Origin of the sequence: Citrobacter portucalensis (assembly GCF_023374935.1) — a bacterium.
Lineage (GTDB): Bacteria > Pseudomonadota > Gammaproteobacteria > Enterobacterales > Enterobacteriaceae > Citrobacter > Citrobacter portucalensis.
Genome location: NZ_CP092466.1, coordinates 1,296,083 through 1,309,734 on the forward strand (window position 1 = coordinate 1,296,083; position 13,652 = coordinate 1,309,734).

Annotated in this window: 17 protein-coding genes and 1 pseudogene; 12 read left to right on the top strand and 6 right to left on the bottom strand. The window is 48.6% G+C overall.

From position 1 onward, the window contains the following. Positions 1–372 precede the first annotated feature (372 nt). A complete protein-coding gene (gene smpB, locus LY264_RS06205) occupies positions 373–855 on the bottom strand; it encodes an SsrA-binding protein SmpB (RefSeq protein WP_003031211.1) in 483 nt (160 codons plus the stop codon). Between the two features lie 154 nt (positions 856–1,009). On the opposite strand from smpB, the gene ratA reads away from it, so the two are divergent. After that, entirely contained in the window at positions 1,010–1,453 is a 444-nt protein-coding gene (gene ratA, locus LY264_RS06210; protein WP_003826396.1) for a type II toxin-antitoxin system toxin RatA, read from the top strand. After that, a complete protein-coding gene (locus tag LY264_RS06215; protein ID WP_008785525.1) occupies positions 1,437–1,733 on the top strand; it encodes an RnfH family protein in 297 nt (98 codons plus the stop codon). The genes ratA and LY264_RS06215 overlap by 17 nt, the downstream gene beginning before the upstream one ends. A gap of 50 nt (positions 1,734–1,783) precedes the next feature. On the opposite strand, the gene bamE is transcribed toward LY264_RS06215, so the two are convergent. The 3 genes from bamE to nadK all read right to left on the bottom strand — a co-directional run bounded on the left by bamE (position 1,784) and on the right by nadK (position 4,903). Further along, positions 1,784–2,128: an outer membrane protein assembly factor BamE gene (gene bamE / locus LY264_RS06220; RefSeq protein ID WP_008785524.1), complete on the bottom strand. Its 345-nt coding sequence runs from the start codon at positions 2,126–2,128 to the stop codon at positions 1,784–1,786. 149 nt (positions 2,129–2,277) lie between these two features. After that, entirely contained in the window at positions 2,278–3,939 is a 1,662-nt protein-coding gene (recN, locus tag LY264_RS06225; protein ID WP_048225121.1) for a DNA repair protein RecN, read from the bottom strand. An 85-nt stretch (positions 3,940–4,024) separates the two neighbouring features. Continuing rightward, positions 4,025–4,903 (bottom strand): NAD(+) kinase, encoded by an 879-nt coding sequence (gene nadK / locus LY264_RS06230; RefSeq protein ID WP_032944608.1) that lies wholly within the window; start codon positions 4,901–4,903, stop codon positions 4,025–4,027. Positions 4,904–5,025: 122 nt separating this feature from the next. Here nadK and grpE point away from each other — a divergent pair, with 122 nt between their 5' ends. Beyond that, complete coding sequence (grpE, locus tag LY264_RS06235) at positions 5,026–5,619, top strand: nucleotide exchange factor GrpE (protein ID WP_071692221.1); 594 nt, start codon at positions 5,026–5,028, stop codon at positions 5,617–5,619. A 49-nt stretch (positions 5,620–5,668) separates the two neighbouring features. Here the strand turns inward: grpE and LY264_RS06240 are convergent, their stop codons facing one another. Together LY264_RS06240 and LY264_RS06245 are read right to left on the bottom strand one after the other, a co-directional pair. After that, complete coding sequence (locus tag LY264_RS06240) at positions 5,669–6,958, bottom strand: HlyC/CorC family transporter (RefSeq protein WP_008785520.1); 1,290 nt, start codon at positions 6,956–6,958, stop codon at positions 5,669–5,671. An 18-nt stretch (positions 6,959–6,976) separates the two neighbouring features. Next, complete coding sequence (locus LY264_RS06245) at positions 6,977–7,768, bottom strand: cytochrome C assembly family protein (RefSeq protein ID WP_003031224.1); 792 nt, start codon at positions 7,766–7,768, stop codon at positions 6,977–6,979. 165 nt (positions 7,769–7,933) lie between these two features. Here LY264_RS06245 and ffh point away from each other — a divergent pair, with 165 nt between their 5' ends. The 9 genes and pseudogenes from ffh to LY264_RS06285 all read left to right on the top strand — a co-directional run bounded on the left by ffh (position 7,934) and on the right by LY264_RS06285 (position 13,602). Continuing rightward, positions 7,934–9,295: a signal recognition particle protein gene (gene ffh / locus LY264_RS06250; protein ID WP_003031226.1), complete on the top strand. Its 1,362-nt coding sequence runs from the start codon at positions 7,934–7,936 to the stop codon at positions 9,293–9,295. A 253-nt stretch (positions 9,296–9,548) separates the two neighbouring features. Continuing rightward, entirely contained in the window at positions 9,549–9,797 is a 249-nt protein-coding gene (gene rpsP / locus LY264_RS06255; RefSeq protein WP_003031228.1) for a 30S ribosomal protein S16, read from the top strand. 18 nt (positions 9,798–9,815) lie between these two features. Then, positions 9,816–10,364, top strand: coding sequence for a ribosome maturation factor RimM (gene rimM, locus LY264_RS06260; RefSeq protein WP_003031230.1), 549 nt, complete (start codon positions 9,816–9,818; stop codon positions 10,362–10,364). A 44-nt stretch (positions 10,365–10,408) separates the two neighbouring features. Continuing rightward, positions 10,409–11,176 (top strand): tRNA (guanosine(37)-N1)-methyltransferase TrmD, encoded by a 768-nt coding sequence (trmD, locus tag LY264_RS06265; RefSeq protein WP_003031232.1) that lies wholly within the window; start codon positions 10,409–10,411, stop codon positions 11,174–11,176. Between the two features lie 39 nt (positions 11,177–11,215). Beyond that, positions 11,216–11,563 carry a 50S ribosomal protein L19 gene (rplS, locus tag LY264_RS06270; RefSeq protein WP_002914145.1) on the top strand — a complete coding sequence of 116 codons (348 nt, stop codon included), beginning with the start codon at positions 11,216–11,218 and terminating at the stop codon, positions 11,561–11,563. Positions 11,564–12,079: 516 nt separating this feature from the next. Next, positions 12,080–12,256, top strand: coding sequence for a YdcA family protein (locus tag LY264_RS26055; protein WP_458573879.1), 177 nt, complete (start codon positions 12,080–12,082; stop codon positions 12,254–12,256). 29 nt (positions 12,257–12,285) lie between these two features. Continuing rightward, positions 12,286–12,687 (top strand): annotated as a pseudogene (locus LY264_RS06275) (tyrosine-type recombinase/integrase); the annotation flags it as partial. Next, positions 12,677–13,108, top strand: a complete 432-nt coding sequence (locus LY264_RS06280) for a hypothetical protein (protein ID WP_240498912.1) — start codon at positions 12,677–12,679, stop codon at positions 13,106–13,108. The pseudogene LY264_RS06275 and the gene LY264_RS06280, both read left to right, overlap by 11 nt. Before the next feature lie 56 nt (positions 13,109–13,164). Next, on the top strand, positions 13,165–13,602 hold the full coding sequence (locus LY264_RS06285; RefSeq protein ID WP_240498911.1) for a hypothetical protein: 438 nt from the start codon (positions 13,165–13,167) through the stop codon (positions 13,600–13,602). Positions 13,603–13,652 lie beyond the last annotated feature (50 nt).

A 13,652-nucleotide genomic window follows, 5' to 3' on the forward strand; every position in this document is an offset into this window, starting at 1 on the left:
ATTCTGCAACTTATCCATATTAAAAATATATTTAGCTAATTGAAAAGTATACTTTCCGGTGTGTATTTAATGATTTGTTTTTGGTTAACTTGTTGTATTTAAAGATTTTGTATTTTAATCGAAATGAGAGGTGATATAATAAACAACAGTAATAATAGTGTTATTAAATAAGTTTGAATATAGGTGGCATGGTCTTGAAGTTTTATTTTATTAGACTATGGGGCGCTACGGTAATGCCAGGGGAGTTTATTTCATACCTGAACGATTCAGCACAAAGAAACCATAAACCTGATGAATGTATTGGGTGGGTTTCAATAACTAAAAAATAACAACCAGTCTCAGGATCAGAGACTGGTCACAGGAGAATAGCGTTTAGCGACCAGCATTTTTCATAATACGCGCTTTATCTAACTGCCATTCGCGTTCTTTCACATCGGAGCGCTTGTCGTGCTGTTTCTTACCTTTCGCGACGCCAATTTTCACTTTGCACCAGGCATTTTTCCAGTACAGTGAAAGCGCAACAACGGTATAACCGTCACGATTCATTCGACCATACAGGGAGTCGAGCTCACGTTGGTTTAACAACAGCTTGCGGGTACGGGTGGGATCACATACCACATGCGTTGAGGCAACAGCCATTGGTGTGAAGTTGGCGCCAAACAGGAATGCTTCGCCGTCTTTAAGGATGACGTAGCTGTCGCCGATGTTAGCTTTACCCGCGCGCAGGGATTTGACTTCCCAACCTTGCAGAGCGAGTCCTGCTTCGAACTCTTCTTCAATAAAGTATTCGTGTCGTGCGCGCTTGTTAAGCGCGATTGTGGCTGAGCCAGGTTTGTGTGCTTTTTTCTTCGTCATAATGCCGCTCAGTATAGGTAATCTGGAATCGAAAAACACCCCATTTCATCCAGCGGGGCGCAAGGCGCTATCTTAGCACGAGTTAGGCTATAGCGTTTTTTTTAGCGGGGGATAAATGGTATTATTTGTGTGATTGATATTGATGGAAATTGTTATGCCTCAGATTAGCCGGACCGCTTTAGTACCTTACAGTGCGGAACAGATGTATCAGCTAGTGAATGATGTTAAATCCTATCCCCAGTTTTTACCGGGATGCACCGGTAGCCGTGTGCTGGAGTCGACTCCGGGACAGATGACCGCGGCGGTGGATGTCTCGAAAGCAGGGATTAGCAAAACGTTCACCACGCGCAATCAATTGACCAGTAACCAGAGCATCCTGATGCATCTGGTCGACGGACCGTTCAAGAAACTCATTGGCGGATGGAAGTTTACGCCACTGAGTCATGAAGCGTGCCGCATTGAATTTCATCTCGATTTTGAGTTTACCAATAAGTTAATCGAGCTGGCATTTGGTCGTATCTTTAAAGAGCTGGCTTCGAACATGGTGCAGGCCTTCACGGTCCGCGCGAAAGAGGTTTACAGTGTCAGCGTCAGCTAAAATTGTCGTTGAAGTGGCGTATGCGCTACCCGAGAAACAGTATCTACAGCGTGTGACGCTGCAACAGGGCGCTACGGTGGAAGAGGCTATCCGCGCTTCCGGGCTGCTGGAATTGCGTACCGATATCGATCTCAGCAAAAATAAAGTGGGCATTTACAGCCGTCCGGTAAAGCTTGCTGATGTTCTCCAGGACGGTGATAGGGTGGAAATTTACCGGCCACTGATTGCCGATCCGAAAGAGCTGCGCAGACAGCGAGCAGAGAAATCCGCTAAAAAATAGCAGACAATAAAAAAGGTGCTCATTGAGCACCTTTTTTTGATCTGTTAATCCTACTTGTTGTCGGTCAAAGCAGGTTTGTTATCAATGTTCGTCAAAATGCCGCTGCTGTTAAAGGTCAGCGTCAGTGTTTGCTGGGTTACGCCTTCATGACCAGGTTGCTGACGGAACACATAAAACCAGGTGTTAGTGCCAAAAGGATCGGACATCATTGGTGTACCCAGAGCATAAGCAACCTGCTGTTGCGTCATACCCGTGCGCACTTTGGCGACATCGGTAGGTGTCAGATAATTTCCCTGGTTGATGTCAGGGCGGTAAACCACTCGCTCCAGAGTGGAACAGCCTGCAGTCAACATCAGTAGTACTGCTGCAGCAGCAGTCAGCGTTTTACAGCGCATAGTGATTTGATTCCTTTTCGGGCCCGAGCAGTACGCGGCTCATATGTAATATGCCGATGATAATAGACCTTTCACCACTTTAAAACCTTTTGCTGTCGGGTCGGTCGGCGATTTTATGTTGAACTCAGACCTTAACAAGGTAAAAAAGTTTATGCCGCCAGCAGTTCTTTTGCATTTGCGAGGGTATTGCGCGTCACTTCGCTACCGCCAAGCAGGCGGGCTAATTCCTGCAGGCGAGCGCGTTTATCAAGCGGCTGCATGTGTGTTTCGGTCATCGCGCCATCTGTTTCTTTGCTGACATAGAAATGTTGATGGCCACAGCCAGCAACCTGCGGCAGGTGAGTAACGCACATTACCTGAGTTGACTCGCCCAACTGACGCAGCATTTTTCCCACTACCGCAGCAGTCGGGCCGCTGATACCGACATCCACTTCATCGAAAATCAGCGCAGGTGTTTCCATTTTGCGTGCGGTAATAACCTGAATAGCCAGTGCAATGCGCGACAGTTCCCCACCGGAAGCGACTTTCGCAATCAGCTGCAACGGCTGGCCTGGGTTAGTGGTCACTTTAAACTCTATGCGATCGGCACCGTCTGCGCTCAGATGATGCTCCTCAAATTTTACATCAATGCAAAAGACACCGTGCGGCATTGAGAGAGTATGCATGCTCTCTGTAATCAGTTGTCCCAGCTCCTGAGCATAATGCTGGCGCTGTTTGTGCAGCATTTTTGCCGTTTCCAGAGCCTGCTGGTGGTGATTGTTCACCGCCAGGGTTAAGGTTTCGAGCGAGTCGGCCTGATCGTCTAACTGCTGTTGTTCATCCAGCAATGACTGATAGAACTGTGGCAGCGCTTCAGGGGCAACATGATGCTTGCGGGCCAATGAGATTTGTTTGGAAATACGCTGTTCAAGTTCAAACAAACGGTTAGGGTCCAAATCCAGACGATCGCAATAGTGGCGCAGCTCGTCGCTGGCTTCGCTGAGTTGGATCGTGGCCTCTTCCAGCATATCCAGGATACCGGAAAGTCTGCCGTCCATGCCTGCCAGTTCAGTGACCAGCTGCTTTGCAGTGTACAGTTGGCTTTGCAGGTTGATGTCTTCGCCATCCGCCAGGATAGCCAGCGCCTGTTGGCTGGTGGTGAGCAATTGCCCGCTGTTAGCCAGACGCTTGTACTCTTCATCAATTTGCTCAAATTCACCCGGCTGCGGGTTGAATTCGTTCAGTTCTTTTAACTGGTATTGCAACAGTTCTGCCCGGGCTGCACGCTCCTGACTCTGTTGTTGATGATGCGCCAGGTCACGGCAGCTTTGGTGCCACAGCTGGTAGCGCGCAGCCATTTCCTGAGTCAGGGACGCTTCATTGGCGTAACCATCCAGCAGAGACTTTTGGTGTTCTGATTTTGTCAGGAGCTGATGCGCATGCTGACCGTGGATTTGAATAAGCAACTGGCCCAGCTCGCGCAGCTGTGACAACGGTACGGCAGTGCCGTTAATGAAGCCGCGTGAACGTCCGTCGCTGCTGATAACACGACGCAGCAAACATTCACGGCCTTCCTCAAGCTGGTTTTCTTCCAGCCAGCGCAGAGCCGCGGGGGTGTCTTTTAAGGCGAATCGCGCGCAGAGGTCGGCTCGCGTGGCGCCTGCACGTACCATGTCGGCATCTGCGCGTCCGCCCAGGCACAAACCGAGAGCATCAATGGCAATGGACTTACCCGCACCGGTTTCACCGGTAATAACGGTCATTCCGTTCTGGAAATCGATCTCAAGTTCACGAACGATAGCAAAATTGCTGATGGTCAGTTGTGCCAACATAGCTGTTTTCCTGTATGAAAAACCATAACTGTAATTACATACAGTATAAACTGGTTTTTTATACAGTAAAGAGGTTGGCGTTAAATTAAAATAATTTTTTTGACCAGCCTAGTTTAGTGCTTAATGTGTTGAAATAGCTGTAATCTTTTGGGTGTATCAGGTTCAGATGATAATCACAGCGGCGAATTAATACGTCTTCACCTTCCTGTATAGGCAGGGCGATCTGGCTGTCGCAACTGATTTCCAGATCGTTACGGCGATGAGAGAAGCGCAGGCGAATGGTGCTGCTACTGTTGATCACCAGCGGTCGTGCGGAAAGTGTATGCGGGAACATCGGGACCAGCGTAATAGCATCCAGCGAAGGCGTCAGGATCGGACCTCCGGCAGAGAGCGAATAGGCGGTAGAGCCGGTCGGTGTGGAAATAATCAAGCCGTCCGAACGCTGGGAGAAGGCAAAAATTTCATCGATATAGACTTCAAATTCAATCATGTGCGCCACTTTTCCGGGGTGCAGCACAACTTCATTGATCGCAGTGCTAATACGCTTTTGGCAATCCTGTTGGCACACCTGGGCTTCAAGTAAAAAGCGCTTTTCGCTGATGTAGTGGCCTTCCAGCACGTCAGCTAACTGTTGTTGAGCATTGTCTGGGTCAAGGTCGGTCAGAAAACCAAGATTACCGCGGTTAATGCCAATAACCTTGATATCATAACGTGCCAGGGTGCGTGCGGCGCCCAGCATATTGCCGTCGCCGCCGACAACCACGGCGAGGTCTGCCTGCTGGCCAATCTCTGCGAGCGTACCGGTTTTCACATTTTTCAGCTGCAGCTCGTGGGCGATTTGTTGCTCAACGATAACCTCATAACCTTTGGCGCACAGCCAACGGTAGAGCATTTCATGTGTGGTCAGTGCAGTGGGGTGACGTGGATGCCCCACAATGCCAATACACTTGAAATGTTTGTTCATTTTCTCGAGGTCCTTGTAACGAAGATTAGTGACAATGTGAGTACTTCCCTTGAATCCCTGAATCTGATCCCCATAATAAGCCAAGTTAGCGAGATGAATGCGAAAAAAACGCGGAGAAATTCATGAGTAGTAAAGAACAGAAAACGCCTGAGGGGCAAGCCCCGGAAGAAATTATCATGGATCAGCACGAAGAAGTTGAGGCGGTTGAACCAGACGCTTCTGCTGAGCAGGTGGATCCGCGCGATGAAAAAATTGCGAATCTGGAAGCTCAGCTTGCTGAAGCCGAAACGCGCGAGCGCGACAGCGTGTTGCGTATCAAAGCGGAAATGGAAAACCTGCGTCGTCGTACCGAACTGGACATAGAAAAAGCGCATAAGTTTGCACTGGAAAAATTCGTCAACGAACTGCTGCCGGTGCTGGATAGCCTGGACCGTGCGCTGGAAGTTGCGGACAAAGACAATGACGCTATGGCGGCTATGGTCGAAGGTATTGAGCTGACCCGTAAGTCAATGCTGGATGTTGTGGCGAAGTTTGGCGTACAGGTGGTTGCGGATATCGACGTGCCGATGGACCCGAACGTGCACCAGGCGATTGCAATGGTAGAGTCTGATGACGTTGCTGCCGGTAATGTGCTGATGGTTATGCAGAAAGGCTATACCCTGAACGGACGTACCATCCGTGCGGCGATGGTCTCTGTGGCGAAAGCCAAAGGCTAATTAGCCTCAGACCGGGTAATGCTGATGCGCTACCCGGTCTGGATTACTCTCACTGGTCCGATACGCTTTCCCGCAGCGGTTTGACGGGCAACACCTGCACCTGTTTAATCATATTGTCCTGCACGTCGAGAATATCGATATCGTACTGCCCAATACGCACACGTGTGCCGGCAACCGGGATCTCTTCCAGCGCTTCAAGAATAATACCGTTCACGGTACGTGCGTCATCTTCCGGCAGGTGCCAGTTAAACGCCTTATTGATTTCACGAACGTTGGCGCTACCGTCAATGATCACCGAACCGTCATTCTGCGGTGTGACTTCTTCGGCAAGCGTCGGTGACATTGAGGTCGTGAAGTCACCAACAATCTCTTCCAGAATATCCTCGACCGTAACCAGTCCTTGAATATCGCCATATTCATTAACGACCAGGCCCACTTTCTTCTTATTGCGCTGAAATTTAATGAGCTGGGTGCTGAGTGGTGTGCCTTCCGGAACGTAATAAATTTCGTCGGCGGCGCGTAACATGGTCTCTTTGGTGAACTCTTTTTTCTCGGCCATCAATCGCCAGGCTTCACGTACGCGCAGCATACTGATGGCATCGTCGAGCGAGTCGCGATACAGCACAATACGACCGTGCGGGGAGTGCGAAAGCTGACGCACGATTGATTTCCAGTCATCGTTAATATCAATGCCGATAATTTCATTACGCGGGATCATGATGTCATCGACGCTGACTTTTTCCAGATCCAGCACTGACAGCAGCATATCCTGGTTACGGCGTGAGATTTGCGAGCGCGATTCATTCACCAGCGTTCGCAGTTCATCTTTACTCAGCGAACCGCTCACTACGATATCTGTTTTGATGCCCATCATGCGCATCAGAAGCCGCGTGATGGTGTTGAGTAGCCATACTAACGGCATCATCAGAATCTGCAGCGGAGCCAGCAGGACGCTGCTCGGATAGGCAACTTTTTCCGGATATAGCGCGGCAATCGTCTTTGGCAGCACTTCGGCAAAAACCAGCACCACAAACGTCAGTACCCCGGTGGCAATGGCGACGCCAGCATCGCCATACAGGCGCATACCGACAATGGTGCCGAGTGCGGAGGCCAGAATATTCACCAGATTATTACCGATGAGCACCAGGCTTATCAGGCGATCCGGCTTGCGAAGTAACTTTTCAACCCGTTTTGCCTGACGATTTCCCTGTTTGGCCCGATGGCGTAGGCGGTAGCGATTCAGGGTCATCATTCCGGTTTCAGAACCGGAAAAATAGGCGGAAATGACCACCATGATGAGGAGCGTGATAATGAGCGTGGTGGTGGAGATGTGTTCCACGTAGGGTTCCTTAAAGATTTAACTCACGAACTGCTGCAGGATACGGCTGCCGAAATAGGCCAGCGTCAGAATGCCAGCGCCTGCGACGTTAAACCATACGACGCGACGTCCGCGCCAACCTTCATGGTAATGCCCCCACAACAGAACGATATAGACAAACCATGCCACGATAGAGAGAACGGCTTTATCAATGTTCTCGGTACTGAACAGGTTATGCATGTAAAACAGGCCAGTGCACAGGGTGAGCGTCAGCAGAACCACGCCAATTTGGGTGATATGAAACATCTTCCGCTCAATACTCATCAGTGGCGGCATCTCATTGCTGAAGGCCAGTTTTTTGTTTTTCAGTTGGTAATCGATCCATGCCAACTGTAGCGCGTAGAGCGCGGCGATAATCAGCGTGGCGTAAGCGAACAGTGATAGCCCGATGTGAATCATCATGCCTGGCGTAGCTTCGAGATGGGTGATGAACTCGTTAGGCATAAACGTGGCGAAGGCCAGGTTTATCAGCGCAAAGGCGTAGACAATGGGCAGCAATAGCCAGCCACGATTGCGGGACGCGACGATGGTCATTACCGTACAGATCATCAGGCTTACCAGCGAGCCGACGTTCAACAGACTCAGGTTTTGTCCGCTTTCACCGCCGGGTAGGATACGCGCTTCCAGGGCGATAGCATGGCTTACCAGCGCAACGACCGCAGAGAGAATAGCCATACGCCGCCAGCCGCTGTTTTTTTGCAGCAGAGCGGGAATAATCAGCGCGAGGCTGACTGAGTAGGCGACAAGGGCGAGCAGAGCAAAAACGGGCATATAGGTGTCGACAGTTGGCCAGTGATAAAGAAAAGCAGTATAGCGTTACGTGACCGCTGCTCCAACCGTTGCATAACAACAAAGGCGGCTTCATGTTATACTGCGACAAATTTCTGTTGATGTGTCGCTGTCGCGACCGACCGTTTCCACCCCAGGCGAGAGACAATGTTTGATAATTTAACCGATCGTTTGTCGCGCACGCTGCGCAATATCAGTGGCCGTGGACGCCTTACTGAAGACAACGTTAAAGAGACGCTGCGCGAAGTGCGCATGGCGCTGCTGGAGGCTGACGTAGCGCTGCCGGTAGTGCGTGAGTTTATCAATCGCGTAAAAGAGAAAGCGGTTGGTCATGAAGTTAACAAAAGCCTGACGCCGGGTCAGGAGTTCGTCAAGATTGTCCGTAACGAACTGGTTGCCGCAATGGGCGAAGAAAACCAGACCCTGAATCTGGCTGCGCAGCCGCCAGCCGTGGTGCTGATGGCGGGCCTGCAGGGTGCGGGTAAAACGACCAGCGTCGGTAAGTTGGGTAAATTCCTGCGCGAGAAGCACAAGAAGAAAGTGCTGGTGGTCTCTGCGGACGTTTATCGCCCGGCGGCGATCAAACAGCTGGAAACGCTGGCCGAGCAGGTCGGTGTTGACTTCTTCCCGTCGGATGTCGGCCAGAAGCCGGTCGATATCGTTAACGCCGCGCTGAAAGAAGCCAAACTCAAATTCTACGACGTGCTGCTGGTGGATACCGCCGGTCGTCTGCACGTTGACGAAGCCATGATGGACGAAATCAAACAGGTCCACGCTTCTATCAAGCCGGTAGAAACGCTGTTTGTGGTCGACGCCATGACCGGTCAGGATGCCGCAAATACCGCAAAAGCCTTTAACGAAGCACTGCCGTTAACCGGCGTAGTGCTGACAAAAGTTGATGGTGATGCCCGTGGCGGTGCGGCGCTCTCTATTCGTCATATTACCGGTAAGCCGATTAAATTCCTCGGCGTCGGCGAGAAAACCGAAGCACTGGAGCCGTTCCATCCGGACAGGATTGCTTCGCGCATTCTCGGCATGGGTGACGTGCTGTCGCTGATCGAAGATATCGAAAGCAAGGTTGACCGTGCGCAGGCAGAAAAATTAGCCAGCAAGCTGAAAAAAGGCGATGGCTTCGATCTCAACGATTTCCTTGAACAGCTCAACCAGATGAAAAACATGGGCGGTATGGCAAGCCTGATGGGCAAGCTGCCGGGCATGGGTCAGATCCCTGACAATGTGAAATCGCAGATGGACGATAAAGTGCTGGTGCGTATGGAAGCCATCATCAACTCGATGACGATGAAAGAACGCGCTAAGCCGGAAATTATCAAAGGTTCCCGCAAACGCCGTATCGCTGCCGGTTGCGGTATGCAGGTACAGGACGTAAACCGCCTTCTGAAACAGTTCGACGACATGCAGCGCATGATGAAGAAAATGAAGAAGGGCGGAATGGCGAAGATGATGCGTGGTATGAAGGGGATGATGCCACCAGGCTTCCCCGGTAGATAAATATATCGGGCTACCTTATTTGCCATTTTGACGCCGGAGTGTGCTCGAAATGCTCACGTACTGTGTGTACGCTCCGCTTTCTGCGCGCGCGCCGACGCCAAACTGGCTGCAACGGTAACGCCCTGGTATAAAGCTTCATCACATGTTGATTGCTTTTTTCCCAGAAATCAGTAAAATTTTCGGGCTTTTAATATGACACCCGGGCTCCGTTCCTCGATGGGGCCTGGGTGTTTTATTCACACAAGAGGATGTTATGGTTACTATTCGTTTAGCTCGTCACGGCGCTAAAAAGCGTCCGTTCTACCAGGTTGTTGTTACCGACAGCCGTAATGCACGCAACGGTCGCTTCATCGAGCGCGTTGGCTTCTTTAACCCAATCGCTAGCGAAAAAGAAGAAGGCACTCGCCTGGATCTGGATCGCATCGCTCACTGGGTTGGCCAGGGCGCGACTATTTCTGATCGCGTAGCTACGCTGATCAAAGCAGCAAACAAAGCAGCTTAATCTGTCACGGTGGTCATGATGAGCAAGCAACTCGCCGCACAGGCTCCTGTGGAACCCATCGTTTTGGGGAAAATGGGGTCTTCTTACGGTATCCGTGGTTGGCTCAGAGTGTTTTCTTCCACTGAAGACGCCGAAAGCATTTTTGACTATCAGCCCTGGTTTATCCAGAAGGCGGGTCAGTGGCAGCAAGTACAGCTGGAAAGCTGGAAGCACCACAATCAGGATCTGATCATCAAGCTGAAAGGCGTTGACGATCGTGATTCGGCGAATCTACTGACTAATTGCGAAATTGTCGTGGATTCCTCGCAGTTGCCAGCGCTGGAAGATGGTTCCTACTACTGGAAAGACCTTATGGGCTGCCAGGTAGTGACTACTGAAGGCTACGATCTCGGTAAAGTCGTCGATATGATGGAAACCGGTTCGAATGACGTCATCGTCATCAAGGCAAACCTGAAAGATGCGTTTGGTATCAAGGAACGTCTTGTGCCGTTCCTCGATGGGCAGGTTATCAAGAAAGTCGATCTCGCTACTCGTACTATCGAAGTAGATTGGGATCCTGGTTTTTAAACCACCGGATAAACGGTAAAAGTCGGCGTTATGGGGATTGGCTTGTGTTTATAGGTATCGTTAGCCTGTTTCCAGAAATGTTCCGCGCAATTACCGATTACGGGGTAACTGGCCGGGCAGTAAAAAATGGCCTGCTGAACATCCAGAGCTGGAGTCCTCGTGACTTTACTCATGACCGGCACCGTACCGTGGACGATCGTCCTTACGGCGGCGGACCGGGGATGTTAATGATGGTGCAACCTTTACGGGACGCCATTCATGCAGCAAAAGCTGCGGCTGGTGAAGGCGCAAAGGTGATTTATCTGTCACCTCAGGGACGCAAGCTTGATCAAGCGGGCGTTAGCGAACTGGCCACGAATCAAAAGCTGATTCTGGTATGTGGTCGCTATGAAGGAATAGATGAGCGCGTGATTCAAACCGAAATTGACGAAGAATGGTCAATCGGCGATTACGTACTCAGCGGTGGTGAGTTACCGGCAATGACGCTGATCGACTCCGTGTCCCGGTTTATTCCGGGAGTTCTGGGTCATGAGGCTTCGGCAATCGAAGATTCGTTTGCTGATGGGTTGCTGGATTGCCCGCACTATACCCGACCTGAAGTGTTAGAGCAGATGGAAGTACCGGCGGTGTTACTGTCGGGGAACCACGCTGAGATACGTCGCTGGCGTTTGAAGCAGTCGCTGGGCCGGACCTGGCTTAGAAGACCTGAACTTCTGGAAAACCTGGCTCTGACTGAAGAGCAAGCAAGGTTGCTGGCGGAGTTCAAAAAGGAACACGCACAACAGCAACATAAACATGATGGGCAGGCGTAAGCCCCCAATATCAGTTTACCCAGGATAAGAGATTAAATTATGAGCAACATTATTAAGCAACTTGAACAAGAACAGATGAAGCAGGACGTACCTTCCTTCCGTCCGGGTGATACCGTGGAAGTGAAAGTATGGGTTGTTGAAGGTTCCAAAAAACGTCTGCAGGCATTCGAGGGCGTGGTTATCGCTATTCGTAACCGCGGTCTGCACTCTGCATTCACTGTTCGTAAAATTTCCAACGGCGAAGGCGTTGAGCGTGTCTTCCAGACTCACTCTCCGGTAGTTGACAGCATTGCTGTTAAACGTCGTGGTGCTGTTCGTAAAGCTAAACTGTACTACCTGCGTGAGCGCACTGGTAAGTCTGCTCGTATCAAAGAGCGTCTTAACTAAGATTCGCGCAAGCGACATCCTGTTAGAAAAGGGCTGGCCGAAAGGCTGGCCCTTTTTTTATTGATGCTGCCCATAATATGTCGAAATATTGTGGAGTGTGGTTAATAAATAAATTATCCGATATTTTGGCGGGAACTGAAGTTCAGAAAGCATTGTTTATTGTTGTTACGGTTGTAATGGTGGATGCAGTGCAGTTGATTACATGTTGATGGTGATTATAATAAAAATAATTATATTGATATGGTTGCATCGCCTTGTTTTTACGACATATTAGAAACGGATCACAAACGGTAAACATTGTTTTGATAGTATGTGGTCTGTAATTGCGAAACCCAATGCTTCTATATTTACCAAGATTATTGTTTGGGTGATTATGCTGGGTTTGGTCCTGTAACTGACTAGTGCTCGATAAGGATTTTAGTACCTAACTGGTGCTAAAGCGTGCGAGGAATGTCAGGCAGCAACAATAAAAATCATGAGTAATATTTGATGTTCTCTATTTAAAGGATAATACTAATGAAAGTATGTTTTTCTTTTCTAATAATAATACTGCTCTCAATTTCATCTTCTACTGTATCTGCAAAAAACTACCCATGTTCTAAATCTAAAGGTGGAGTATCGCATTGCACCGCTGACGGAAAATTTGTCTGTAATGATGGTAGTATTAGTCGCTCTAAGAAAAAGTGTTCTTAAAGTATCATCTCGTGAGGCGTACTAGATAGGGTGAAGCCAACCGTCTGATTCGTTCAAAGCTTTTACCCTACAAGCTGATCTTAACGAAAACTAAAGGTAAGAAGAACCGTATAGTACCGATCCCTCGGTGGCTGTATGACGAGTTGGCTCCTTTGCAGGGTAAAATGTTTCACCCCTGCTATCTGGAGTTTAAGAAAATGCTCGCTCTGACCGATATCGAGTTAGCTGAGGGACAAATGACGCATGTGCTACGTCATACGTTTGCAAGCCATTTTATGATGAATGGAGGTAATATCTTGGTACTCCAACGGATTTTAGGCCATGCCAATATTAGGGAAACTATGATATATGCTCATTTTGCACCAGATCATTTAGAAGAAGCTGTAACTCTTAACCCTATTTCTAATTTAACAGGATTATATGATGAGTGAGCCTACTATCGATACACCGCCAAAGATGTCTGAGGCTAAAATTAAGAGAGTATATACTCGTGGTTATTATAATTTGGTTGAGATAGGTGCTGTATTTTTAATTGCAAATATAATATTTTCCACAGGGATATTAGACTCAACTTTTTATTATTTGTTTCCGAATTCGAGAACAGACCTTACCCAGTTGCCGTGGTTTGTTAGGTCGTTATTTACTGTATCATTTGTGATCGTTTACACAATTATTTATGGTGTATCTCCGATCCAAAGAATACTTATGAGAATCACTGGTAGTGAGTCAATAAATAAATCGTCAATGTTTAACGTTGTGGACATCATCAATGAGATAAAATTGCTCAAAAAGGCTCAAGAAGAGGGGGGGCGGATAAGGATGATTCGCTGGATTTTTATCTTAAAGGTCTGATTACTAGCTCTGAAGGCCTTGCGAAGAATATTTATTCCCGTGGTAGTCTTTATTTATTGGTTGGCGTTTGCTTTGCAATAATAGGGTTGGGTTTTTTCTATTCTCAATCACATGTAATCGATACTAAAGGTGATGCAGTCACCAAGGTAATGTATCTTATTCCTAATTTTGGTGTGTTATTTTTCTTGGAGTTAATAGCATTTTTCTTTTTAAAGCAATATAGGGTAACAATGGATGAGTTTCGTTATTACGAGGCGATAAAACGTTCCCGCGAGGAAAGCCTTGCTATTATAAAACTTGCAATGAGTAGCCAAAAAGATATTGATATAATAGATCTTCTAGATAAGATCAATTTTAGCTCGAGAGTTGGAAGACTAGAGGCAGGGCAAACCACTGAAATTATTGAAGCTCGAAAGTTAGACAAAAATGAACTTGATACCTTAGTAAAACTGACCGAGGCAGTTGCGGGTAAGATTGCGCAGGGAAATAAGTAGTGTCCACATTCTGCCCATGCAGCATGTTTTTGACCGCATTTCGTTGCACT

Bases quoted from the DNA above. Each gene is read 5' to 3' on its own strand.
- LY264_RS06245 (WP_003031224.1), bottom strand. From the start codon at position 7,768: ATGCCCGTTTTTGCTCTGCTCGCCCTTGTCGCCTACTCAGTCAGCCTC.
- rplS (WP_002914145.1), top strand. From the start codon at position 11,216: ATGAGCAACATTATTAAGCAACTTGAACAAGAACAGATGAAGCAGGAC.
- rpsP (WP_003031228.1), top strand. From the start codon at position 9,549: ATGGTTACTATTCGTTTAGCTCGTCACGGCGCTAAAAAGCGTCCGTTC.
- bamE (WP_008785524.1), bottom strand. From the start codon at position 2,128: ATGCGCTGTAAAACGCTGACTGCTGCTGCAGCAGTACTACTGATGTTG.
- ratA (WP_003826396.1), top strand. From the start codon at position 1,010: ATGCCTCAGATTAGCCGGACCGCTTTAGTACCTTACAGTGCGGAACAG.
- ffh (WP_003031226.1), top strand. From the start codon at position 7,934: ATGTTTGATAATTTAACCGATCGTTTGTCGCGCACGCTGCGCAATATC.
- nadK (WP_032944608.1), bottom strand. From the start codon at position 4,903: ATGAACAAACATTTCAAGTGTATTGGCATTGTGGGGCATCCACGTCAC.
- LY264_RS26055 (WP_458573879.1), top strand. From the start codon at position 12,080: ATGAAAGTATGTTTTTCTTTTCTAATAATAATACTGCTCTCAATTTCA.
- grpE (WP_071692221.1), top strand. From the start codon at position 5,026: ATGAGTAGTAAAGAACAGAAAACGCCTGAGGGGCAAGCCCCGGAAGAA.
- LY264_RS06280 (WP_240498912.1), top strand. From the start codon at position 12,677: ATGATGAGTGAGCCTACTATCGATACACCGCCAAAGATGTCTGAGGCT.
- rimM (WP_003031230.1), top strand. From the start codon at position 9,816: ATGAGCAAGCAACTCGCCGCACAGGCTCCTGTGGAACCCATCGTTTTG.
- smpB (WP_003031211.1), bottom strand. From the start codon at position 855: ATGACGAAGAAAAAAGCACACAAACCTGGCTCAGCCACAATCGCGCTT.
- recN (WP_048225121.1), bottom strand. From the start codon at position 3,939: ATGTTGGCACAACTGACCATCAGCAATTTTGCTATCGTTCGTGAACTT.